Source organism: Acidobacteriaceae bacterium, assembly GCA_028283655.1.
Lineage (GTDB): Bacteria > Acidobacteriota > Terriglobia > Terriglobales > Acidobacteriaceae > Granulicella.
The window spans coordinates 1,184,205-1,205,617 of sequence record JAPWKE010000003.1 but is presented as its reverse complement, the minus strand read 5'-3'; the positions used below and the strand labels follow the sequence as shown (position 1 = coordinate 1,205,617).

General features: G+C 59.1%; 18 protein-coding genes. 7 read left to right on the top strand and 11 right to left on the bottom strand.

The features are described from left to right. Positions 1-9: 9 nt before the first annotated feature. The 4 genes from PW792_07915 to PW792_07900 all read left to right on the top strand — a co-directional run bounded on the left by PW792_07915 (position 10) and on the right by PW792_07900 (position 3,500). A complete protein-coding gene (locus PW792_07915) occupies positions 10-702 on the top strand; it encodes a hypothetical protein (protein ID MDE1161858.1) in 693 nt (230 codons plus the stop codon). Positions 703-774: 72 nt separating this feature from the next. Next, positions 775-1,932, top strand: coding sequence for an adenosyl-hopene transferase HpnH (hpnH, locus tag PW792_07910; GenBank protein ID MDE1161857.1), 1,158 nt, complete (start codon positions 775-777; stop codon positions 1,930-1,932). Between the two features lie 83 nt (positions 1,933-2,015). Beyond that, positions 2,016-2,483, top strand: a complete 468-nt coding sequence (locus PW792_07905; GenBank protein MDE1161856.1) for a hypothetical protein — start codon at positions 2,016-2,018, stop codon at positions 2,481-2,483. A gap of 9 nt (positions 2,484-2,492) precedes the next feature. Further along, a complete protein-coding gene (locus tag PW792_07900) occupies positions 2,493-3,500 on the top strand; it encodes an NAD-dependent epimerase/dehydratase family protein (protein ID MDE1161855.1) in 1,008 nt (335 codons plus the stop codon). Between the two features lie 122 nt (positions 3,501-3,622). On the opposite strand, the gene PW792_07895 is transcribed toward PW792_07900, so the two are convergent. From PW792_07895 to PW792_07885, 3 genes are all read right to left on the bottom strand, one after another. After that, positions 3,623-4,873, bottom strand: a complete 1,251-nt coding sequence (locus PW792_07895) for a glucoamylase family protein (GenBank protein ID MDE1161854.1) — start codon at positions 4,871-4,873, stop codon at positions 3,623-3,625. Between the two features lie 39 nt (positions 4,874-4,912). Then, the gene (locus tag PW792_07890) at positions 4,913-6,499 is read right to left on the bottom strand and encodes a glycosyl hydrolase family 39 (protein ID MDE1161853.1); all 1,587 of its coding nucleotides are present in this window, start codon (positions 6,497-6,499) and stop codon (positions 4,913-4,915) included. 100 nt (positions 6,500-6,599) lie between these two features. Next, on the bottom strand, positions 6,600-10,148 hold the full coding sequence (locus PW792_07885; GenBank protein ID MDE1161852.1) for a carboxypeptidase-like regulatory domain-containing protein: 3,549 nt from the start codon (positions 10,146-10,148) through the stop codon (positions 6,600-6,602). Positions 10,149-10,359: 211 nt separating this feature from the next. On the opposite strand from PW792_07885, the gene PW792_07880 reads away from it, so the two are divergent. The 3 genes from PW792_07880 to PW792_07870 are packed head-to-tail and all read left to right on the top strand — an operon-like array spanning position 10,360 to position 13,214. Next, on the top strand, positions 10,360-11,433 hold the full coding sequence (locus PW792_07880; GenBank protein ID MDE1161851.1) for a LacI family DNA-binding transcriptional regulator: 1,074 nt from the start codon (positions 10,360-10,362) through the stop codon (positions 11,431-11,433). 5 nt (positions 11,434-11,438) lie between these two features. After that, complete coding sequence (locus PW792_07875; GenBank protein ID MDE1161850.1) at positions 11,439-12,104, top strand: phosphorylase; 666 nt, start codon at positions 11,439-11,441, stop codon at positions 12,102-12,104. Between the two features lie 18 nt (positions 12,105-12,122). Next, positions 12,123-13,214: a zinc-dependent dehydrogenase gene (locus PW792_07870; protein MDE1161849.1), complete on the top strand. Its 1,092-nt coding sequence runs from the start codon at positions 12,123-12,125 to the stop codon at positions 13,212-13,214. Here PW792_07870 and PW792_07865 read toward each other — a convergent pair whose 3' ends face one another. The 8 genes from PW792_07865 to PW792_07830 form a co-directional block, all read right to left on the bottom strand. Next, positions 13,215-13,445, bottom strand: a complete 231-nt coding sequence (locus PW792_07865) for a hypothetical protein (GenBank protein ID MDE1161848.1) — start codon at positions 13,443-13,445, stop codon at positions 13,215-13,217. After that, positions 13,442-14,221, bottom strand: coding sequence for a cytochrome c oxidase subunit 3 (locus tag PW792_07860; GenBank protein ID MDE1161847.1), 780 nt, complete (start codon positions 14,219-14,221; stop codon positions 13,442-13,444). The genes PW792_07865 and PW792_07860 overlap by 4 nt, the downstream gene beginning before the upstream one ends. A gap of 22 nt (positions 14,222-14,243) precedes the next feature. Continuing rightward, on the bottom strand, positions 14,244-15,929 hold the full coding sequence (locus PW792_07855; protein MDE1161846.1) for a cbb3-type cytochrome c oxidase subunit I: 1,686 nt from the start codon (positions 15,927-15,929) through the stop codon (positions 14,244-14,246). After that, positions 15,926-16,666, bottom strand: coding sequence for a cytochrome C oxidase subunit II (locus tag PW792_07850; protein MDE1161845.1), 741 nt, complete (start codon positions 16,664-16,666; stop codon positions 15,926-15,928). Before PW792_07850 ends, PW792_07855 begins: the two co-directional genes overlap by 4 nt. Before the next feature lie 28 nt (positions 16,667-16,694). Beyond that, positions 16,695-17,294: a pyridoxal 5'-phosphate synthase glutaminase subunit PdxT gene (gene pdxT / locus PW792_07845; protein ID MDE1161844.1), complete on the bottom strand. Its 600-nt coding sequence runs from the start codon at positions 17,292-17,294 to the stop codon at positions 16,695-16,697. A 24-nt stretch (positions 17,295-17,318) separates the two neighbouring features. Continuing rightward, positions 17,319-18,260 (bottom strand): pyridoxal 5'-phosphate synthase lyase subunit PdxS, encoded by a 942-nt coding sequence (pdxS, locus tag PW792_07840; GenBank protein ID MDE1161843.1) that lies wholly within the window; start codon positions 18,258-18,260, stop codon positions 17,319-17,321. A gap of 92 nt (positions 18,261-18,352) precedes the next feature. Further along, positions 18,353-19,798 (bottom strand): pitrilysin family protein, encoded by a 1,446-nt coding sequence (locus PW792_07835; protein ID MDE1161842.1) that lies wholly within the window; start codon positions 19,796-19,798, stop codon positions 18,353-18,355. Then, positions 19,795-21,363 (bottom strand): pitrilysin family protein, encoded by a 1,569-nt coding sequence (locus PW792_07830; protein MDE1161841.1) that lies wholly within the window; start codon positions 21,361-21,363, stop codon positions 19,795-19,797. Before PW792_07830 ends, PW792_07835 begins: the two co-directional genes overlap by 4 nt. Between the last annotated feature and the right edge of the window lie 50 nt (positions 21,364-21,413).

The following is a 21,413-nucleotide window of genomic DNA, read 5'->3' as shown; positions in this document are numbered from 1 at the left end:
GGAGTTCCCATGCTAGACGTCCACCCGCCTGAGCACGCGGTTCACTCGTGGCGCGATTTTTTCATCCATATCGCCACGATCGTTGTGGGTTTGATCATCGCTGTGGGGCTTGAGCAGACGGTGGAGTGGTTTCACCACCGGCATCAGCGGCATGAACTTCTCGAAGGCATCAATGTCGATGCGAGAAAATCTATTGCTGACTCCGAGAATGTACACCGCTCTTGTGTAAGCAAGCTGGTCTGGCTGGATGCACGTATTGCCCAGGTTCAGCAGTCTTTGAAGACGAAGCAGCCGCTACCGGCGTCATCGCATCCGGCGACGCCTGATTGGGATGAGCCCATCAATCCGACGTGGAAGGCTGCTCTGAATAGCCAGCTTGTCCATGTGCTGTCGCAGGAAGAAATTCAGGCCTTCAGCGAAAGCAATGATGTGCTCGATACGCTGCAGAGTCTGCATTGGCCGATGAATAATGCGGATCAACGCATCGAGGTAGTCGAGGCCAAGTATGGCTTTCGCGGCACGGCTGCCGTCCAGGCCACGCCAGAGCAGCTTGAGCAGTATCTCGAGGCGCTGGTCGACGCTCGATTCAAGGTGGCGAACTTCGATGCCTGGGCTGAAGGTGCGCATGGGGCTGAGACGGCGATTCTCCAGGGCGAGCGCGATGTGGATATGGTTCAGAAGGCTGAACGCAACAAATGGTAGTGCCCTAGATACCCCTGCATCGTCGTGAAGGGGCTGCACATCTAGTAAACTGGTAAGAGGAGCAACCACCGCATGGCCGTACCCGTTTCCCAAGCGTTCACCGTAATGTCCTACGTCCTGAAGCAAAAGCTGAAGGGCCGCAAGCGTTACCCGTTGGTGATGATGCTGGAACCGCTGTTCCGCTGTAACCTCGCGTGTGCAGGCTGCGGCAAGATCCAGTACCCGGCACACATTCTGAAGGCTGAGCTGACGCCCGAACAGTGCTGGGCTGCTGCTGAAGAATGCGATACCCCGATGGTTTCCATCCCGGGTGGAGAACCGCTGCTGCATCCGCAGATGCCGGAGATCGTCGCTGGTCTGGTAGCGCGCAAGAAGTATGTGTACATGTGCACGAACGCGCTGCTGCTGAAGGAAAAGCTGCATCTCTTCAAGCCCTCGAAGTACCTGTCGTTCTCGGTACACGTCGATGGCGAACGCGAGCACCACGACTTCGGCGTTTGCCGCGAGGGTGGCTACGACATCGCAATGGGCGGCATTCGTGCAGCTGTGGATGCGGGCTTCCGCGTCACGACGAACACGACTCTCTTCGATGGCGCTGACCCAAACTCGGTTCGCCGCCACTTCGACCAGCTCATGGAAGCTGGCGTTGAGAGCATGATGGTTTCGCCTGGCTACACGTACGACAAGGCCCCCGACCAGCAGCACTTCCTGGGCAAGGCAAAGTCGCGTCGTATGTTCCGCGCTATCCTTTCGAACCGCAAGAAGAGCTGGGAGTTCAATACACATCCGCTCTTCTCCGAGTTCCTGATGGGCAAACAGAACTTTGAGTGCACACCGTGGGGCATGCCGACGTACTCGATTTTTGGCTGGCAGAAGCCTTGCTACCTGCTGCAGGACGGCTACGCGGACACCTTCCAGGAGTTGATGGAAGCGACCGAGTGGGAGAACTACGGCGCCAAGAGCGGTAACCCGCGTTGCGCGAACTGCATGGTGCACTCTGGTCATGAAGCCTCGGCGGTGGATTACAACTTCAGCTCGCTGAAGGGCTTTATCCAGACCGCAAAGCGCTACATGTTCAAGCCGACCTACGAAGATGCCGATGCGATGAAGCTGCTGAACGAGTGGCCCGCACAGACGCATGGTCCGCTGGTGCAGATCGCTAACGGCAACACCACGAACGTCGTGGTGAAGACGAGCATTCAGGAAACGTCGACCGTTTCGGGCGACTAAAGCACGTTAGTAGCAAAGAGTACTTCAGAGCGCGAGGCCGCCGGTTTCGCGCTCTTCATTTGAAGAAGAAGGCAAGGAAGACGATGGCGACCGACCAGCAGGAACACCTCAAGATCGAGCAGCTTCAGCACCAGTCGCAGGATGACATCGAAGTCATCGCCGGCCGCGAACGCGAGAACCTCGAAGGCTGGATCCCGTCACTGGCGTCAGAGTCGGAAGTGCGTGAAGTGCTTGAGAAGGCATTTGATTATCGCGGCGATGTGACAATCACGCGCAAGGACGGCACTGTTGTCGAGGGTTACCTCTACGACCGTCGCACGGGCACTACGCTCGAGACCTCCGTTGTGCGGATTATGCCGACACCTGCAAAGGGCACCACGACGACGGCTATTCAGCGTGTGATGATTCCGTACTCGGAGATCGCAGCGTTGAACTTCTCCGGGCGCGATACGGCTGCCGGCAGGACCTTCGAAGCCTGGGTAAAGAAGTACTGGGAGAAGAAGGCTGCGGGCGAGACGAACATTCAGATCGAGCCTGAGAAGCTGGACTAGGCTACTGCGATGAAGCTTTTCATCACCGGAGCTACAGGCTTCGTCGGCTCCCATGTGGCGCGGCTTGCGGCAGAGCAGGGCTTCGAGCTGCGGCTTCTCGTACGGCCAACGTCAATCCTGACCAATTTACCGAAGAGTGCAGAGCTTGTAACAGGCGACCTGCGGAATCCTTCGTCCTTTGCAGCCGCATTGCAGGGTGTGGATGCGGTGCTGCACGTTGCTGCGGATTACCGCCTGTGGGTTCCTGATCCGGCGGACATGTACAAAGCCAATGTAGACGGCACGCGTGAGTTGCTGCGTCTCTCACGCGAAGCTGGCGTGCGTCGCGTGGTGTACACGAGTTCGGTGGCGACGATGGGCTTCAAGACCGACGGCACCATTGTGGACGAGACGACGCCGGTCAGCGAAGCTGACATGATCGGGCATTACAAGCGGTCGAAGTGGCTGGGCGAGCAGGAAGCGCTGAAGGCTGCGGAGGCAGGGCAGGATGTCATGATCCTGAATCCGACGACCCCGATCGGGCCGATGGATGTGAAACCTACGCCTACCGGGCGCATCCTTGTCGACTTTCTGAATTGTAATTTTCCGGCTTATGTTGAGACGGGTTTGAACCTTGTCGACGTCGAAGAGATTGCTCGCATCCATCTTGCGGCTTTGAACGTGGGCCGCCCGGGCGAGCGCTACATCCTTGGCGGAGAGAACCTGACGCTGAAGCAGATTCTGGACAAGCTTGCTGCGATCAGCGGTCTGCCTTCGCCATCGCACAAGGTGCCGCATAGTGTAGCGATGGTGTACGCGTTCTTTGAAGAGATCTTCACGGGCAAGCTGCGCGGTAAAGAGCCGCGAGCAACGGTGGAAGCAGTGCGCATGGGCAAGAAGATGATGTTCGCGTCTGCGGCAAAGGCCGAGCGTGAACTCGGCCTTCGGGTGATGCCTGTGGATGATGCGCTGCAGGCCGCCTGCAAGTGGTTTGTAGCGAATGGCTATGCACCTGCTCCGCCGAAGTCGCTGGCCTAAGTAAGAACCTCGCGGACATAGCATCAGATATTGATGCGTACTTTGCGTTGAAGTCTGCTGCCTGTAAAGGCGAAGAACCCTAACGCAAAGTACGCAAAGTCTAAGACGCAAAGTGCACGAAGTTATTCGGGCCGGAAGCCTGCCTTGCTCATCGCGATCTTCACTTCCGGGTTCTTCATGAACGTGTCCCAGACAAAGCCGCTGCGAAGATTCTCAGCCATGACAACGCTAATGCCGAGGTCAATGCCAAGCACGTCGGCGTCGTACCAGTTTGCGTCCGGATGAAAAGCATCCCGGAAACCGTAACGGCCATAAACCTTGCTGCCGTACTTTGCCTTGAGCGACTTCTGCACACGCATACAAGCATCTGGCGTGAAGGGAAGCGAGCCCGCCGTGGCGTAGGGCACCACCGAACCATCAACGGTACCGAGCTTCGGCGGGCCACCCCAGGCTTGATATCCGTTGGCTGAGTCTGATGCCGAGATGCCCCAGTAGTCTTCCGAATACGGCTTGCCGAGCGAGAGGCACCAGGCCTCGTGCGCCTTGGTTGCGGTGATCGAGTTTTCGAAGTAGTTTGCGTACTTGTCACGCTTATTGCGGAAGTCGAAGTACGCATGGCTGTACTGATGAACGAAGAGAGGATCGTGCGAGGAGATGTAGCTGTAATCCTCAAACTTCATCACGGGGCGCGTGAAGGCGTCCCATGCGCTGGGCTCAACAGGATGCGTGGGTGAGCCGATGGCCAGCAGCACCATCATCATGAGCTCGCAGAAGTGGTCCCAGCGCGAGTCGATGAAGCGGTTGTTGCGATAGCCCATCGCGAAGGTCGTGCCACCGTTGAGCATCCAGGGCCACTCGATGCGTGAGTAGAGTTCGGTGGCCAGGCGGTGAATCTCTGCATCGCTTTTGAAGTGTTCGCGAGCCGTGAGCACACCGCAGAGAAGCAGCGTTGTATCGATCGGCGAAATTTCGCTGCCTTGATACGGATAGCCAAGCTCCACATCATTGAAGTGCGAGAAGAAGCCGTGCACGTTCTCCATCTTGTTTACATGGAAGCGAAGCGTATTGCGCACACGCTCGACGAGCTGTGCGCGGGGCATGTAGCCACGCTTATCGGCGATACAGAACGCGGTAAGCGCGAAGCCTGTGCAGGCGATGCTTGCCATGGGGCGCGAATCGATTTTGCCTGTGTTGTTATCCCAGCGAGCGCGGTCAAGCACTTGACCCGTCTTCGGGCTGGCCTGCTCCCAGAAGTAACGAAGGCCGCGGCGCTGCATATCGTCGAGGAAAGCATCGTCCTCTTTGCTGAGCGTGGAGGCTGGTGCCGCCCAGGCAAGAGAAGGGATGACAGGCGCAATCGCTGCGCCTGCCATAAGTCGGAGAAGATTTCTTCTTTGCACTTGTTTCGCCTTTTACTTGGTGAAGAGAAGAACAGCGAGTCCCTGAGCGGGAACAGTGACGTCGAGCTTGCCATGGTCGAGATGGACATGCTCAGGAGCTGCGAGTGCACCAGCCTTCTGCAGGCGCGTGATCTGCTCACGCGTCAGCGAGCCTTGCGGGCGTCCCATCGCGTCGTACTCTTTCAAGACGTTGCTGTGGTCCCAGTCAACGCGCCAGAGCTCCGCATCACGCGAAGGAGAGTTCTTCAGGTCAAGATGGAATACCTTATCTGGCCCAGCGGGACCTTTGGGCATGGTGTATTTCGCTCCCGTGCCGACCGGAGGCGCGTAGTTCCAGAGCGCAATCGAAAGCTCGTTCTTCGTTGTCGTCGCAAGCGCAGACTCCGAGTCCACCGCAATGCGGCGATCGCCGAGGCGATGGAGAATGCGGAAGTCATTCAGCGAAGCCTTAGGGATGCTATCTGCAGCGAGCAGACCAAAGCCGCCGTAGAAGGGCGTGCGAACGACACCGCCTTCTTCGAAGACATCCGAGAAGCACCAGTACGCCATGTTGTCGACAAGGCCGTCGACCTGGCGGATGGTGTTTGCAAGCCACGGCCCGATGTAAGGCGAGTCCGTGACGTTCGGCTCATTCGCATAACTGGCGTTGTACTCAGAGAAGATCAGCGGGAGCTTCGGATAAGGCGAAGCAAGAATCTGCTTGTGGACCATCTCGACGGCACGCCAGACCATCTTGTCGCGCGGGATATTTTCATTTGTTCCCAGAACGTTGTCTGCTGTGTCGTTTGCATAGACATGGGTCGAGACAAAGTCGATAGGAACATTCTCCGCCTTCACATGGGCAAGGAAGGGCGTGACCCATGCGGCTTGCGCCGTGGCAGGGCCGCCAATCACAAGACGCGGCGATACGGACTTGATGGCGCGTGCGGTGTGGTCGTAGAGCTCGAAGTAAGTTGCCTGCTTCGGATCACCACCCCAGAAGTCGAGGTTGGGTTCGTTCCAGACTTCGAACTTCCAGGTAGCAACTTCGTCGATGCCGTACCGGTCGACCAGATGCTGCGCCATCGCAGCAATCATCTTGTCCCAGGCTTTGTAGTCCTTCGGCGGGGAGACGTAGGGGTGATACCAGAAGGGATGCACCTTGCTCGTGTCAGCCGCGAGCTTGCGCGGCATGAAGCTCAACTCGACGAACGGACGAACGTTCTGCGCGAGGAGACCGTCGTAGATCTGGTCAAGATACGAGAAGTTATATTCGCCCGTACCGTCGGTGACGGCTTCGCTGTTTTTCATCTGCGCGAAGGCTACGGTGCGGCGGTCAGGGTCGTAGATGCCGACTTCATCCATGAGAATGCCGTGGAAGCGGACGGACTTGAAGTCGGTCGCGCTCTTCACGGTGCGAAGGTCCTGACGGTAGTCGTCACGCAAGGAGAGGATGGCGCGACCAGAGCCGAAGGTCTGCTCCCAGAAATGGGGAAAGGGAGTCGTTGCGGCTTTCGCGTCGATGGTGAGGGTTTCGGCTTGCTGAGCACGAAGTGGGGCGTTGGACAAAAGGAGTCCGGCAAGAGCGGCGGTCGAGAGAGCGAGGGTGCGGGCGCGCATGGGCTAAACCTCTGAAGTGTTCAACAGGAGCACAAAAGGAAAGAGCATGCCGGCAGTGAATTTGCCGGCATGCTCTCAGGGATGCAAGAACCGGACTCGCTTAGAAGCTGAAGCGAGCCTGGAAGGTAATTTGACGACCACTCAGAGCAACGACATCGCTTCCGAAACCAGATCCGATTGCGGTCGTAACACTGCTGGGGTTGAGGTTCAACAGATTGAAGAGGTTGAGCGCATCAGCACGAAGCTCGAGCTTAGCGTTGTCACCCAGCAGGCGAGTGTTAGGAACGCCGAATGCCTTGACGAGCGACATATCCACGTCACGATAGCTCGGACCGACGAACCCGTTGCGACGCATTCCTGCAGGGTTCGGCAGTGCCTGTGTCGGGGTTACGCCACCAGCAGCGTTCTGCCAGGTGATCGAGTTCGTGAAGTTTGCAATGTTGAAGTAGTTATCGTTGTAAGCAACAACGGTGTTCGCGTTGCCGTTAACGGTTGCAGTCTGCGTGGTGGCCGTGCCTGTGTTCTGGAAGTTCGTTCCATGAATGAACGCATTGTTACTGTGATCGTTGCCACCGCGGCCGTTGTAGTAAGGACGAAGCGAGGTGTAACCGCAGCTGTTGCAATACAGCGACTGGCTGATGCCATACGACGGCGAGAAGGGATAGCCTGTGTGCCAGTTGAAGATACCGCTAAGCGACCAGCCGCCAGCAATCTTTTCAATCCAACGCTTGTCGCCATGGAAGAAGACTGGCTGCCAGAGGCCATAGACCTTACCCATCTTGCCGACGTTGAAGTCCGAAGGACCATACGACGATCCAGCGTTAGCCGGGTAGTAAGCATCTTCCGAGTACGGGCCCGAGCCATTGACATCAAGGCTCTTTGCCCACTGGAACTGACCATCGATGGTGAAGTGATGCGCGAATGGGTGCTTCACTTCGACCAGCATCGAGTTGTTGTTTGCGCTGCCTGCGTTCAGGTAAACGCTGCCACCACCGTTCGGAACGAGGGGGTTGAGCGTGTAGCCACGAACGACTGCGTAGGCATTCGGTGTCTGCTGAGTGATGAGGTGGCGAGAAACGCTACCCTGATAGCCCAACGAGGCAACGATCTGGAACGGGAACTGGTACTCCACATCAGCCGAGTAATGCTGAACATAGATCGTGGGGTACTTGCCGTTTCCATCGCCGAGGATGGTCATGCTTGCATTGCCGGCAGTCGGCAAGCTGTTCGTGTTGTACGACGTAACCGCATTCGGATTCGCGGGGAAGCCGTTTGTCGAGTTCAGGTCGCTCGAAACAGCGTAGAGAATCTGGCTGCCGTTGGTACCTGAGTTCGACGGAGAGTTGAACTGGAAGGTAATGGAGTTTTGAACCGGCGGGTTATAGCCAGTGTTCGCAGTGATCGCAATTTCGCTCTGGTTGAACGAGAGGCCATAGCCAGCGCGAACGACCATCTTGTTGTTGAACATCTCCGGGCTCCAGTTGAAACCAAGCTGAGGACCGAAGTTGTACTTATCAGGATTCCAGAGATTGTGTCCCTGAACCGCGCGCATGTTTGTGAAGGCACTAGCTCCTGAGCCGAGCGTGATCGAAGGAAGCGCGTTTTGCTTGGAGTAGAGAGCGCCAAAGTAGGAGTAACGAAGACCTGCGTGCAGAGTCATGTTCGGCTTGATCTTCCAGTCGTCCTGGATGAATCCGCCCCACAGGTTCTCACGCTCGTCCTGACGCACACCACCGGGCTTGCCCGTCTGGTAGTTGAAGTTGCCAGACTCCTTGTAGGGAGCATCGTTGAGGAAGTCCCATACGTTGTAGAAGTCGTAGGTCGGCTGCGCTGTTGGATCGAGCAGGTAGTGCAGGCCGGTATACTCTGCGCCAAACTTGATCGTGTGGCTGCCGAGTGTCTTCGTGGCTACATCCTTGTAAGCGATCGTCCATTGGTCAAGATGCGAACCGATGGAGGTACCGAACTGGCTCATCGTTGAGGTGGAAGCCGTACCGAAGTTGACGTCAAACGCGGCTGGTGCAAGACCTACAAGCTGCTGCGGATTGGACGTGAATTCGTTCCAGCGCCAGCCTGAGACGTTTGCACGAGCTTCGTTGACGAAAGTCGGCGTAAACGTGTGATCCCAGATCGTCGACATGGCCTGGCTGACCTGATTGTGAACGAAGTAGTTGTAATCGCGAGTTCCACCGGTGTAGGTGCTATCGCCCTGCGGTACCCAGTAGATCGTGAAGGCAAGGTGATCCTTGTTCGTCACGTTCGCATCCAGACGACCGTTGAACTGGCGGTAGTAGGAAGACGTGGGATTGACCGTGTTGTAGTAAGCGATATCAGCAACGCCGTCGAGGCCGCCACCAACACCAGGGTTCTGGTTCGTGCCATCGGTCGTAAGATCCTGCGTTCCGAGAGCGCCGGTCAAACGAGAACCGATATCAAGACCCTGACCTGCGATGACTGCGCAGTTTGCTGTCGAACGGCCAGCGTCCGCGCAAGTCGGCTGGTTCGCAACGAGCGTTCCGTTGGGAACGCCACCAGTCTGTCCCAGATACGTTGATGCGATGCTGCCCGTCTGAGCAAGTGCGCGGAAGGCCGGCGTTTCGTACCAGGCGAGACCCGTTGTATTAGAGGTCTGCGGGCTTGACTCAAACGAGAAGAACGCAAAAACCTTGTCCTTCCAGATCGGACCGCCCAGCGTTCCGCCGTAGTAGTTGAAGCGCGCGTTATTGCGCTGGGGCGTTTGAGAAGCGATCGTCTGCTTGTTGTAAGCATTCAAGCCAGGGCGATGAATCGAAAGGAAGGCCGATCCATGCAGCTGGTTTGTACCAGACTTCGATGTGACAAGAGTCTGGGCGCCAGCGAAGCGACCGTCTTCAGCATCGTAGTTGTTCGTTACAACACGAACGTTGTCTACAGAGTCAGGGTTCGGGGTGATGATCGTCGTTCCGCCCCAGACCGCCGAAACGGTGCTGATACCGTCAAGCGAAATTCCGTTGTTGCTGTAGTTCTGACCGTTAGCGTTGGCCTGAACACCATTTTCCGTCGGACGTGCACCGCTGCTGGTCGAACCACCTGGGCCCTGGTTGCCAGGGTTCGTGAAGACGCCGCCACCAGCACTCTGTGCACCGTCGGCCACAACGCCGGGGGCCAGTTGGCTGAGCGTGAAGACGTCGTTGTTGAAGACCGGCATGTGCTGGATCTGGTTGGCGGAGATCGTCGCGCCGATATTCGAGGTCTGCGTATCGATCACTGGGACGGTCGAAGCGTCGACGTTGATCGTCGTATCCGCAGCCCCCAGGTCGAGCTGAACCTGCAGAGAGTTGGCCTGCTCAGGGATGAAGGTCAGGTCGCTATAAACCTTCTTCTTGAAGCCTGTGCTGGTGATGGTCAGGGTGAAGTGATCGGCGGGAAGCGCTTGGAAGGTGAAGACGCCGCTGGCATCGGAAACGATGCTGCGGACCTGGTTGGTCTGGTTATCCTTCAGATCCAGCTTGGCGTTGGGAATAACAGCGCCTGAGGGATCGGTAACGGTACCCTGGATCGAAGTACGGAACTGAGCGTGTGCCGTAGCAGAGCCAGCCGTGATTGCGACAGCAGCCAGCGCATAGAGCGCAGGACGCGTGCAGCGGCCGGATTTGAGGTGGAATTTCATGTACTGCCTCCAAAAGTTGTTGCAGAAGCGGCCTAACCCTAACTGGTTTAGGCAAACGTTTGAGCCACGGTGCAATATGCGCCTTTGGCTATACCAATGTCAAGGCGTACTGTGTACGCCAAGCTAGGATTTTGAAAACACAACTCGTAACCTGTTCTGTGATGCATTCTTCGCAGATGTGGTTTTCTGCTCTGCGTGGCAGGATAGAGAGATGGCCGCTGAAAACCCTGCCCCCTCGAAACAACCTGCGCGTGGCACCAAGCCGACATCGCTTTCCACGATTGCGGAGCATCTGGGCCTTTCTGTCGCAGCTATATCGCGGGTACTGAATCATTCCCCGGCGGCGAAGTCGATTCCAAAGGCGACACAAGATCGTATTTTTGCAGCGGCAAAGCTGCTGAATTACCGGCCCAATGTGCTGGCGCGGTCCCTGCGGCATGGGAAATCGCTGACGATCGGCGTTCTGGTTCCTGAGATCAGCGAGGGCTATGCCACGCTGGTTCTCGCGGGGCTGGAGCAGGGCTTGCAGCAGGCAGGCTACTTCTATCTATTGATCAGCCATCATCACCGCGAAGAGTTGATCGAACGCGCGCAGGCGCTGCTGATTGAGCGTGCGGTGGATGGGCTTGTGGTTATAGATACGATTCTGCAGCAGCATCCCCCTATCCCGACCGTAACGATCTCTTGCCCAGAGGAGCACGAGGGCATTACGAACATCGTGCTGAACCATCGCCGAGCGGCTGAACAGGCGATTGATCATCTTGCAGGGATGGGGCACAAGAGTATTGCGGTGATCAAGGGACAGGCCTTCAGTTCGGACACCGAGTCGCGCTGGGAGGCCATTGAGGCGGCAGCCGAGAGGGCGAATGTAAAGCTGGATGAGCGGCTGGTGGCTCGTCTTGAAGGCGATGCTCCGTCGCATGAGCCGGGGTACTTCGCGACGCAGCGTTTGCTTGCGAGCGATGTGCCGTTTACAGCGATCTTTGCGTTCAACGATGTCTCTGCGATCGGAGCCGTGCGTGCGCTGCGCGAGGCGGGACTGAGTGTGCCACAGGATGTCTCCGTGGTGGGATTCGATGATATTCAGTCGGCGGCGTTCCAGAACCCCGGCCTGACGACCGTGCGGCAACCGCTGCGGACGATGGGAATGCTGGCGGCAGAGACGGTGATTCGGCAAATTTCGGCAGATGCCGATCATTCCCACGCCAAGCAGTTGCTGGTGGATCCGGAGTTGGTGGTGCGCGACTCGACCTGTCCGCCGCAGGCTCGCGGCAGAAAGCGATAGAAGAGATGGCTCGAATAGGCATTGTGGCGGCGTTGCCGCGAGAGTTGGCAGGGCTGCTTGGGGATGCAAAGCCTGCTGCAACATTGTTGCAGCAGGGCGTTTTTCGCGTGCAGCGAGGGAACGCTGTTCTGGTTGCGGCAGGGATGGGAAGCGAACGGGCCACGCTAGCGGTAGAGGCTTGCGGCGAGGTGCAGCAGCTGCTCTCGGTAGGGCTGGCCGGGGCCTGCTCGCCGTTGCTTACGCCGGGCCAGATTGCGGAAGCTCGGGTGGTAATCGACACGCAGAGCGGCGAGCGTTACGGTGCGGCTTCGACCACAGAGCTTGTGCTGGCCACGACGGCGACGATCGCAAGCGTTGCGGAGAAGGCTCGCCTGGCAGCGGCCTACGGCGCGTCGATGGTGGACATGGAGGCCGCGACCGTTGCGCGGCTGGCAAGGGCACACAGCATTCCGTTCCGCGCGATCAAGGGCATCTCCGATGCGCACGATTTTGAGCTCGAAGGGATGTCTAAGTTTGCGGGCAAGCATGGCTCGTTCCGGACGGGTGCGTTCGCGCTCTACACCGCTGCTCGTCCGTGGCTGTGGGGCAAGGCTATGACGCTGGGCAAGGGCTCGACTGCGGCTCTCAAAGAGCTGACCGTGAAGCTTGAACAGGTGATTGCCGACGCATAGCGCGATATCCTAGACGGGATGGCTGATGCAGTGGCAATGACGATGAAGGCTGCCGTTTACCGCGGCGTGGATGACGTTCGAACCGAAGTGGTTCCTGTGCCGGAGATTGGTCCCGGCGAAGTGCTCGTGCGCATTGATTCCTGCGGGATCTGCGGGACGGACCTGAAGAAGATTCATACCGGGTCGCACTCGGCTCCGCGAGTCTTCGGGCATGAGATGGCGGGCACGATCACTCGCGTTGGTGAAGGGGTTAACGGCTTCGCCGTAGGTGATCGTGTGATGGCGTTCCATCACATCCCTTGCGGCGAGTGCTTCTACTGCCGCAAGAAGACGTTTGCGCAGTGCGAACGCTACAAGCTGGTTGGAACGACGGCTGGCGTAGGCGCACCGTCTGGTGGTGGCTTTGCGGAGTACATCCGCGTGATGGATTGGATTGTGGGCGACGGTGTAACGCCTGCCGGCCTGATTCGTATTCCTGACGATATTCCGTTCGAGCAGGCTGCGTGGATCGAGCCGGTGAACACCTGCTTCAAGGCGATCCGTCTGCTGGAACTGGAGTCCGATGACACCGTGCTGGTGATCGGGCAGGGGAGCATCGGGATTCTGCTGGCAGCGTTGGCTCGCCAGACAGGGGCTACCGTGCTGACGAGCGATATGTACGCCGAGCGTCATGCCGTGGCTGCGCAGTATGGTCTGGACCATCCGCTGGATGCACGGGGCGATGTGGTGGCTGCATGCAAGGACGTCACCGAAGGCCGCGGTGCGGATGTGGCGCTGGTTGCTGTTGGCTCGGACAAGATCATCGCGCAGGCGATGGAGGCGATTCGTCCTGGTGGCCGCGTGATGCTTTTTGCCTCCACACAGCATGGCGAAGCGCCGTTTGATCCGGCGGCAGTCTGCATGGATGAGAAGACGCTGATGGGCTCGTACTCGGCGTCAGTTGCGATTCAGCAGGAAGGCATCGACCTGGTCTTCGAAGGCTATCGCTCAGGCAAGCTCGATTTGACGAAGCTGATCTCGCACCGCTTCTCGCTGGAGGATGCGGCGAAGGCGATTGACCTGGCGTCGAACCCGCAGCCGGGATCGATGAAGATCTTCCTGAAGCCTTAGTCAGCGTTCGCGGCGAAAGAGAGCAAGGCCTGCGATGAAGATCGCAGCGCCTGCTCCGCCCATCAGCAGGATCGCGTGACGGTAGCCTGCCTGCACCGCTGGCGGCGTGGCCCGCGTGGAGTCCAGGCAGAGGGCGCAGCCCTGAGCAAGGCACTGCGCTGCGTGAGAGAGCAAAAGGAAACCGACGATCCAGAGATAGCGTGTTGACGCAGAGCGCAGTGAGCGGATCACTGGCCGAACTCCAGCAGCAGGAAGAGTCCTACCCAGAGCAACCCCATAGCGTGCCAGTACCAGACGGAGCAGTCGACCCAGACCTGCCGCGTCAGCAGGGAACGCCCCTTGCGAAGGATCATCATCGCCGTCAACAAAGCGCCGATGCCGATGGCAAGATGGATCGCGTGCGCGATGGTGATGAGGTAGAAGTAGTGGCTTGAGGGGTTGTCGCTCGCGTAGACGTGCTGCAGGCTTAGCTGCTGCCAGGCCGCAAACTGTCCCGCAAGAAAGAGCGCCCCGAAGAAGAGCGTGGCACCCAGCCAGAGGCCCGCGCGCTTCGAGATGGGGCGACCAAGGCCGATCCACTCTTCCAGCGCATCGTGCTCATGGAACATACCCTGGCGTGCGATTTCAGCCGTGACGGATGAGAGGAAGAGCATGGCCGTATTGATCCAGAGGATTGACGGCAGCGTGATCGGAAGCCATTCATTGATGTAACGGTTGTAGGCGTCGAAGTGGCCGGAGACGCGCTGCACGAAGAAGGCACCGACGAGTGCAATGAAGAACATCGCATCGGCCGCGACTGCCAGAAAGAGACCGATACGTGCCTGCTTCAGGCGCTCGCGAGGGCCACGGCGGCCTTGCGGTCGGGCGTCCCAGTTGTCCCCATCCCCGTTCCCACCGGTCTTCTTGTCGGTGGGCGGACGACGACCGTTTCCGTTGTCGTTTTCGCCAAGGTGATGCTCTTCCTCGGCGTGGCGGCGAATCTCCGGCGGTGTCAGTATGGTGGGCATAGGGTCAGCCTTTGAAAGTAGATTACTCTCGTTCGATGCTTTGAAGAGCATCTTCGCTCCATTGCGGGCGGAAGCTTTGCCCGTCGTCGCTGTACTCGCAGGGGCCTCGGAAGGTGCGGACTGGCGTTAAAGGCGGGGCCCACTCCATCGTGGTCGCGTTCCACGGATTCGTTCCTGCAGGGATGCGTCGTTTTAACGTCCAGATCAGGTTGAAAAGAAAGAGCAACTGCGCTGTTGCTAACGCGATGGCCGACGACGAGACGTGGCGCTGCAGCGGAAGTGTGGCGGCGAGTAACGTCGCTGCTGGGCCAGCCATTCCGTTCAGTTGCGCGTAATGGCGAGGTTCGCCGGCGATGCCGGTGAGGTGCATCGGAAGGAACGTCGAGTAGGCGAAGAGGATCGTCAGCCAGAAGTGCCACTTACCGAGCCCTTCGTTGAGCTTCGTACCGAAGAGCAGAGGGAACCAGTAGTACGTCGCGCAGAAGAGCCCGAAGACACCGGCAAGTGCCATGATGAGGTGGAAGTGTGCGACGACGAAGAAGGTGTTGTGCAGGAACTCGTCGAGAATCGGCTGCGCCAGGATTGGGCCAGTAAGTCCGCCCGCAATAAACAGCGAGACAAAGCCGAGGGCGAAGAGTGCGGGCGTGTCCAGACGCATCCGCGAACGCCAGGAGGTCGCGAGCCACGAGAGAACCTTGGCAGAGGACGGCAGCGCGATGGCGAGTGACGAAACCGAGAAGAGCGCGCCAGCAAACGGGTTCAGCCCGGCGACAAACATGTGGTGTCCCCAGACAAGGATGCCGAGCATGCCGATGAGCACCGTGGTCGCGATCATAATGCGGTAGCCGAAGACGCGGCGATGTGCGAAGTTTGCCAGCACCATGGAGGTAAGCCCCATGCCCGGAAGGATGGCGATGTAGACCTCCGGGTGGCCGAAGAACCAGAACAGATGCAGCCATAGCAGCGGCGATCCGGAGCCTCGATGTGCCCCCGGCGAAACGACCTGGACGCCATTGATGAGGTCGGTTGTCGGGATGAAGAACGTCGTGTCGAGGTGACGGTCACAGAAGAGCAGGACCAGCGCTGCCAGCAGCACACTGAACGCAATCACGGCCAGCATGTTCGCTGTAAGCCACGCCCACACGGTGAGCGGAAGACGCGTCCAGGACATGCCGGGGCAGCGGCGTTTGACGATGGTTGTCAGCGTATTCACCGCGCCTGCCGTTGAGGCAATGCCGAAGAGCGCGATGGAGGCAAGCCAAAGGTCCATGCCAAGGCCCTGGCCCGGGCCCGCTAGGGCAGAAACCGAGAGCGGCGGATAGGCTGTCCAGCCCCCGATAGGCGCGCCGCCGGGAACAACGAACGCCGCACAAAGCACGAGGAACGAGAAGCCGGTGAGCAGCATCGCGAAGAGGTTCAGCCGAGGAAAGCTCATACGCGTTGCGCCGATCTGGGCGGGCAGAATCAGGTTACTGAACGCCGAGAGCGGAGCCACGGTCATCACGAAGAAGAGCATCATCGTACCGTGCATTGTGACGAGTGCGAGGTACTCTTCCGGCTTGATGATTCCGTGAACAGGGAAGACGTACTCAGGCCATGCGAGATGGATACGCATGACAAGCGAAAGAAACGTGCCCACAACCACGGCAACCGCTGCGATGGCGAGATACCCGAAGCCGACGAAGCGATGATGCAGCCAACGGTTCATCGCTGCACCTCATGCGCGTGGAGCCATGCCGTGAACTCTTCCGGTGTGACCACTCGCAAGGTGGACGACATGCGGAAGTGCCCCAGCCCACAGACCTGAGTGCAGAGGATGGCATAGCGGCCAGGCTTTGTCGCGGTGAAGTGGACGTGCGCTCGCTGTCCGGGAACCGCGTTCTGCTTCAACCGAAGAGCAGGCACGCTGAAGCCGTGAATAACGTCCTGCGACTCGAGCGCGAGGTCGACTTCGCGGCCCGCAGGCAGCACGAGTTCAGAGCTGACGATGTCATCCTTGCTGGCTGGATCTACGGCATCCAGACCGAGAGGATTGCCTTCGCCGGGAGCGACGAGCGTCGGGCTGGTGCGCCCAAAGCGGGCATCATGGCCTGGGTAGCGGAAGTACCAGGCGAACTGCATCCCTGTGACTTCAACCTGTAGCGCATCGGGCGCAGCACCCACGAATCGTTGATGCGCCCACATCCGCTCAGCGTGCACCGCCACAGCGATGAGCAGACCCATGAAGAGCGCGAGCGGGATGTACTCCAGCGTGAGCTTGTGGACGGGACGCGACGTTCGTCGGCGTGCCAGCACTCCGAAAAAGAGCAGGATGTTTGCCAGGGCGAAGAGTGCGAGGATCGCGTCGAGACTAAGCCGCAGATAGGTGTCAAACGCAGCGTGATTGCCCGCGTCGACAGGCAACGGCCAACGCAGCAGCTCTATCATCGCGGCACAAGCGGGCATGGTGTGATTGTCTCACCGTGGCGCTGCGTCAGCGTGTGCTGGCGGTCACCATGTCGAGGAAGTATTGATGCACGCGTCGATCTTCGCTCAACTCAGGATGAAACGTTGCTGCCAGAATGTGCCCCTGCCGCACCAGTGTTGGCGAACCATCACGACTCGCCATCGTCTCAACCTCTGGCCCTGTGCGGGCGATACGCGGAGCACGGATATAGACGGTCTCCAGCGGTCCACCGGACAGCGAGGTCTCTCCGCTTAGAATCGCCGAATCATTCTGGCGGCCATACGCGTTGCGCTCCACCGTGACGTCGAGGACACCGAAAGATCGCTGAGCAGGGTTCAGAACTTCTTTGGCGAGAAGAATGCAGCCAGCGCAGGTGCCGAAGGTCGGCTTGGTGCGAACAAATTCCAGCAGCACATCGTAGAAGCCCGCAAGCTCCAGATGCCAAAGAAAGGTCGAGCTTTCCCCGCCGGGGATGACGATGCCATCGAGCGCCGCAAGCTGTTCCGGCTTGCGCACAAGGTGTGACTCCGCACCGAGCTCTGTGAGGCGCTTTGCGTGCACGTCAAAGGCGCCTTGCAGAGCAAGGACGCCAATGTGTGCCACGTTGTTCGTTACTGCTTCTGACAAGGTCATTCCTGAACTGCGGCTGAGTTACCAGCCGCGGGTCTGCATACGGTCTTTTTCTTCGATGGCAGCAGCAGCCAGGCCCTTCATGTGCCCCTTCACCTGCTCACTGGCATCGGCAACGATCTTCGCGTCGCTGAAGTGCGTAGCTGCGATGACGATGGCACGAGCACGCGAGATCGCTTCCTCGCGCTCCTTGCCGCCAGGCGTCAGGTCGAGCGGCGTTGCGCCGTCCTTCATGAAGATGCCTGATCCAACAAAGACCGTCTCTGCACCAAGCTGCATCATCAGGGCTGCGTCCGCCGGGGTCGCAATGCCGCCTGCGGAGAAGTTCGGTACCGGCAGCTTACCTTCCTTAGCGACCATGCGAACCAATTCGTACGGGGCCTGCAGGTTCTTGGCAGCGTGATAAAGCTCGGTATCGTCGAGTACGGTGAGAGCCTTCATCTCGCGCACGATAGTGCGCATGTGCGTAACCGCGTGAACGACGTCGCCCGTGCCGGGCTCGCCCTTGGTGCGGATCATCGCTGCGCCTTCCGCGATGCGACGGAGAGCTTCACCGAGGTTCTTCGCGCCGCAAACGAACGGCGTCTTGAAAGCATGCTTGTCGATGTGGAACTGCTCGTCAGCGGGCGTGAGGACCTCGCTCTCGTCGATGAAATCGACGCCGAGTTCCTGCAGAATCTGCGCTTCGACGAAGTGCCCGATGCGGGCTTTCGCCATTACCGGGATATTGACAACCTGCATGATCTGCTTGATCAGCCCGGGGTTTGCCATGCGAGCTACGCCGCCTTCGGCGCGGATCATTGCCGGTACACGCTCAAGCGCCATCACCGAGATAGCTCCGGCTTCTTCCGCGATACGCGCCTGCTCGACGTCCATGACGTCCATAATGACGCCGCCTTTGAGCATTTCAGCGAGGCCGGTCTTGAGTCGAAGCGAGGGGGAAGTGCCGTTGTTCTGCGACATGGTGTGTCTTTTCTCCAATTAGTGGCGCAAAGAAAACTGACGCCAAGGACTAGTTTAGCAAGTCCTTGGCGTCAGTTGTACTCCTGGCGAAACTACTCTTTTGGCGCACCGGGGATGGCGATGTCGAGCTTCGTCACCGGGCCGAGGTTGGTCAGGGGCGGGTCGATTTCAGCTGGATTGCCCACGACCACGGTCGCCAGCTTCTCCGGTTGAACGTACTTCTGCGCGACACGCTCGATATCCGCAACCGTTACCTTCTCCACACCGGTGCGGTAACGCTCCAGGAAGTCGGCAGGGTAGTCGTAGACGGCCAACGTGACCTGCTCGCCGAGGATCTTCTCCGTATCGTCGTAGCGGAAGACGAAGCTGTTCAGGAGATCGTCCTTGGCGCGGCGAAGTTCCGCTTCCGTAGGCGGCTCGGTGCGAAGTTTGCGGACCTCGTCCAGAATCGCCTGTGTGGCTGCAACCGTCTTGTTCGAGCGGGTTCCGGCATTGATGGCGAAGAGGCCGGGATGATCGTACGCCGCCCCAAAAGAGCCGCCTACGTCGTACGCCAGGCCAAGCCGCGTCCGGACGTTCTGAACGACGCGGGACGCGAAACCGCCTGAGAAGATCTCGTTCATCACCGTAAGCGCGTAGTAGTCGGGGTTCGACTGCTCCGTGCCAAGGCCGACGAGGTAGATGTTCGATTGATCGACATCGCTCTTCGCTGCGAAGTACACGCCCGGCTTTGGAGCACTGAAGGTCACCACCGGTGCAGGCAGCTTCTCTCCGCGCGGGATTGGCTCAAACGCGGCTTTCAGCTTCGCCTCTACCTCTTTGGAGTCGAAGTCGCCAACGAGGCCAACGATAAGGTTCGAGCCAACGACTGTGCGCTTGTGCCACGCATCGAGATCGTCCAGCGTGATGGACGACACCGTTGCCAACTGGGCTTCGCGGCCGTAAGGATTCGTCCGGCCGTACGCAATCTCGACCGCTTCACGCGCTGCAATGGAAGCGGCGTCATCGTTACGGCGGAGGATGGAGGTCATCATCGAACGCTTTGCCAGCTCAACTTTCTGCTCTTGGAACTTCGGATGTAGCAGCAGGTCGATGGCAGAGGCGAAGGTCGAGTCAAAGTCCTTCGTGAAGCTGTTCCAGGTCACATACGTCGAGGCCTGCCCGCCACCGGTTTCGATGGAGGCGGCCTTCAGCGCAAGCTGGTCGTCGAGTTGATCGCCGGGCGTGGAAGACGTGCCAGAGGTGCGCCATGCCTGACCGTAGAGTGAGACGAGCCCGAGCTTGTCCGCCGGTTCGTCTCGCGCTCCGCCACGCACACGGATGAAGCCCGAGATGAATGGCAGTTCATGGTCCTCTTCGAGGAATATCTGTACGCCGTTCGGTAGTTGAATGCGCGTCGGCTTTGCGGGGTGGAAGCCACGCAGGGGCGGCGTGGCGATGTGTGTCCACGGCTGCTGCGCGTGGGGATAATCCTGCGCAAAGACGGCGACGGTACTGGCAACAAGAACGAAAGAGGCCGCGAGCTTGGTGAAGTTCATCGTGCACCTCCTGCTACTGCCGGAGCAGATGGGGCCTGAAACTCGATGCGTGCCGTCGTGCGGTTGGAGGGCACAAACGTTTGCTGTGCGACGCGGCGAATGTCCGCCTTGGTCACAGCGTCAATCTCTGCAAGGTCTTCAAACATGTGTTTCCAATCGCCGAAGCGGGTCTGATAGTCGGCCAGCTGGGCCGCAAGCGTTGCATTGTCACCGAGAGAGCGAAGCAGCCCGGCGCGGGCGGAAGCCTTGAAGCGCTCGAGCTCAGCGTCGGAAACATCTTCCGTCTTCAGACGATCAAGCTCCTTCTGGATCGCCGGAGCCATCTCCTCTGCCGTGTGGCCTGAGAGGGGAATCGCATAGAACGCAAACATGCTGGGATACTTCTGACCGGGGAAGCCGGAGAAGCCTTCCGCAACCTGTGCGAGATGTTGGTCGCGCACCAGCGAACGGTAGAGACGCGAGGTGCGGCCGTTCGAGAAGATGTCCTGGATGGCAGAGAAGGTCGCATCGTCAGGAGAGTGGAAGTCCGGACGGTGGTAGCCCTCGAGGAACATGGGTTGCGTGCGCTCATGCAGCACTACGTCGCGCTCAGCGTTCTGCTTCGGCTCCACGGTGACGAGGGGCTTCGGCGCCGGGCCTGCAGGGATGCGGCCAAAGTACTTCTCCAGCATCGGCAGGGCGGTCTTTGGGTCGATGTCGCCCACCAGCGCCACAACGATGTTCGAAGGAACGTAGTACTTCTTATGGAACGCCGCGGCTTCGGTAGCGGTGACCTGCGTGATGTCTGACTCCCAGCCAACGCCGGGACGGCCGTAAGGATGCGCCATGTACGCCGCAGCGAGGAACTCTTCCACGAGGCGCCCCTGTGGGGACGAGTCGATCCGCATCCGGCGTTCTTCATTGACTACGTCGCGCTCCTTGTAGAACTCGCGGGCAACAGGCCAGCCGATGCGTGAGCTCTCCAGATAAGCCCACAGCTCAAGACGGTTCGACGGCATCGACCAGAAGTAGTCGGTGGAGTCCTCCGAGGTCTCGGCGTTCAACCCGACAGCGCCGTTGGACTCGGCAAGATCGGAGAATTGGTTCGGAACGACGTACTTCTGCGCGTCCGCCACCGCATCGTCGAACATCTTCTTGAGCATGGCCAGCCGCTGCGGGTTGGTGCCGAGCGGGTTATGCAACTCTGCCTCGTAGAGGTCGTTGGTCTTCTCCACATTGGCGAGCGCGACCTTCTCCTTTTCGAAGTCCTTCGTGCCGATCTCGGTCGTGCCCTTGAACGCGATGTGTTCAAACATGTGCGCCAGGCCGCTTTCACCCGAAGGATCGTTCGCCGAACCGGCGTTGATCGTCGTGTGGAAGCTGAAAACCGGCGCTTCGTGGCGCTCACTGATGATGATCGTCAGACCGTTCGGCAGTACCTTGACCGTTGTTCGAGTGGCCAGCGACTGCTCATACGAATCCTTGGGAGCGGTGGAGCCTGTTTGTGACCAAAGCGTGGTGGGCAGGCCGACAGCAAGAGCCAGTGCGGCAAGGCGGGCGATGGGGAAAGGGATGAGATATTTCATTCGGCAACAAAACGATAGACGAACGAGAACGGGAAATTGTTCGATCAAAG

Coding starts and splice junctions, on each gene's coding strand:
- PW792_07850 (MDE1161845.1), bottom strand. CDS start 16,666: ATGCCCGCTTGTGCCGCGATGATAGAGCTGCTGCGTTGGCCGTTGCCT.
- PW792_07830 (MDE1161841.1), bottom strand. CDS start 21,363: ATGAAATATCTCATCCCTTTCCCCATCGCCCGCCTTGCCGCACTGGCT.
- PW792_07855 (MDE1161846.1), bottom strand. CDS start 15,929: ATGAACCGTTGGCTGCATCATCGCTTCGTCGGCTTCGGGTATCTCGCC.
- PW792_07890 (MDE1161853.1), bottom strand. CDS start 6,499: ATGCGCGCCCGCACCCTCGCTCTCTCGACCGCCGCTCTTGCCGGACTC.
- PW792_07885 (MDE1161852.1), bottom strand. CDS start 10,148: ATGAAATTCCACCTCAAATCCGGCCGCTGCACGCGTCCTGCGCTCTAT.
- hpnH (MDE1161857.1), top strand. CDS start 775: ATGGCCGTACCCGTTTCCCAAGCGTTCACCGTAATGTCCTACGTCCTG.
- PW792_07895 (MDE1161854.1), bottom strand. CDS start 4,873: ATGGCAGGCGCAGCGATTGCGCCTGTCATCCCTTCTCTTGCCTGGGCG.
- PW792_07860 (MDE1161847.1), bottom strand. CDS start 14,221: ATGCCCACCATACTGACACCGCCGGAGATTCGCCGCCACGCCGAGGAA.
- PW792_07875 (MDE1161850.1), top strand. CDS start 11,439: ATGGCTCGAATAGGCATTGTGGCGGCGTTGCCGCGAGAGTTGGCAGGG.
- PW792_07900 (MDE1161855.1), top strand. CDS start 2,493: ATGAAGCTTTTCATCACCGGAGCTACAGGCTTCGTCGGCTCCCATGTG.
- PW792_07880 (MDE1161851.1), top strand. CDS start 10,360: ATGGCCGCTGAAAACCCTGCCCCCTCGAAACAACCTGCGCGTGGCACC.
- pdxS (MDE1161843.1), bottom strand. CDS start 18,260: ATGTCGCAGAACAACGGCACTTCCCCCTCGCTTCGACTCAAGACCGGC.
- PW792_07905 (MDE1161856.1), top strand. CDS start 2,016: ATGGCGACCGACCAGCAGGAACACCTCAAGATCGAGCAGCTTCAGCAC.
- PW792_07915 (MDE1161858.1), top strand. CDS start 10: ATGCTAGACGTCCACCCGCCTGAGCACGCGGTTCACTCGTGGCGCGAT.
- PW792_07870 (MDE1161849.1), top strand. CDS start 12,123: ATGGCTGATGCAGTGGCAATGACGATGAAGGCTGCCGTTTACCGCGGC.
- PW792_07835 (MDE1161842.1), bottom strand. CDS start 19,798: ATGAACTTCACCAAGCTCGCGGCCTCTTTCGTTCTTGTTGCCAGTACC.